Origin of the sequence: Actinomadura sp. 6N118, assembly GCF_044326415.1 — a bacterium.
In the GTDB taxonomy this organism is placed as follows: Bacteria; Actinomycetota; Actinomycetes; order Streptosporangiales; family Streptosporangiaceae; genus Spirillospora.
This window is the reverse complement of record NZ_JBIRAZ010000072.1, coordinates 1-1,083: the sequence shown is the minus strand read 5'-3', so window position 1 is coordinate 1,083 and position 1,083 is coordinate 1. Positions and strand designations below refer to the sequence as shown.

At 67.4% G+C, this 1,083-nt stretch carries 1 protein-coding gene; it reads left to right on the top strand.

Annotated elements, in window-relative coordinates; genetic code table 11:
- The first annotated feature begins 105 nt into the window (after positions 1–105).
- On the top strand, positions 106–1,062 hold the full coding sequence (locus ACH34W_RS55395; protein WP_395969354.1) for an IS481 family transposase: 957 nt from the start codon (positions 106–108) through the stop codon (positions 1,060–1,062).
- Positions 1,063–1,083 lie beyond the last annotated feature (21 nt).

Here is a 1,083-nt window from a genome sequence, read left to right as displayed (position 1 = left end):
TGTATTCGGCCAGGACGTTGGTGGCGGGCCGGTAGGAGTTGACGTAGGGAGAGCCCCCCGGGTGGGGTGTGGGTTGTCTAGGTCCACATCCACCGGGAGGCTCTCGTGTCTCACCGTAACGCCCGCACCACCTTTGAAGGCCGTCGGCTGATCGTTGAGCGGCACCGCGCCGGCTGGCCGCAGGCTCACATCGCCAGGGCGATGGGGATCTCGCGTCGGTGTGTGAAGAAGTGGGTCGACCGCCATGCCGCCGAGGGTGAGGCCGGTCTGCACGACCGGTCCTCGCGGCCGCGCAGTTGCCCGCGGCGGACCAGCCACCAGGTCGAGCAGCGCATCGTGGAGCTGCGTCATCGGGAACGGCGAGGCCCGGACTGGCTGGGTGCCGAGCTCGGTGTCTCGGCCCGCACGGTCTCCCGGGTGCTGGCCCGCCACCGCGTGCCACGGCTGTGCATGCTGGACCCGCTGACTGGGGAGGTGATCCGGGCGTCCAAGACCACCGCGGTCCGTTACGAGCGTGACAGGCCGGGCGAGCTGGTCCACATGGACGTGAAGAAGATCGGCCGGATCCCCGACGGCGGCGGCTGGCGGGCTCACGGCCGCGAAGCGGGATCGATCCAGCGAGACCGGTCCACCAAGACCGGATTCGACTACGTCCACTCGCTGGTTGACGACCACTCCCGGCTGGCCTACTCCGAGATCCTGCCCGACGAGAAGGGCACCACCTGCGCAGCGTTCCTGGAACGCGCCATCGGCTATTTCGCCGCCAACGGCATCACCCACATCCAGCGGTTGATGACCGACAACGCCTGGGCATACCGCTGGTCACTGCGCCAGGTCTGCGACCGACACCAGATCCGGCAGAAGTTCATCAAACCCCACTGCCCCTGGCAGAACGGCAAGGTCGAACGCCTCAACCGCACCCTGCAGACCGAATGGGCCTACCGACAGGCCTTCACCAGCAACACCCAACGAGCAGACGCTCTTGCACCCTGGCTGGACTACTACAACAATCGACGCCGCCACAGCGCACTCGGTGGGCACCCCCCGGCCAGCCGACTGTGACCAACCTATTGGCCGGATACA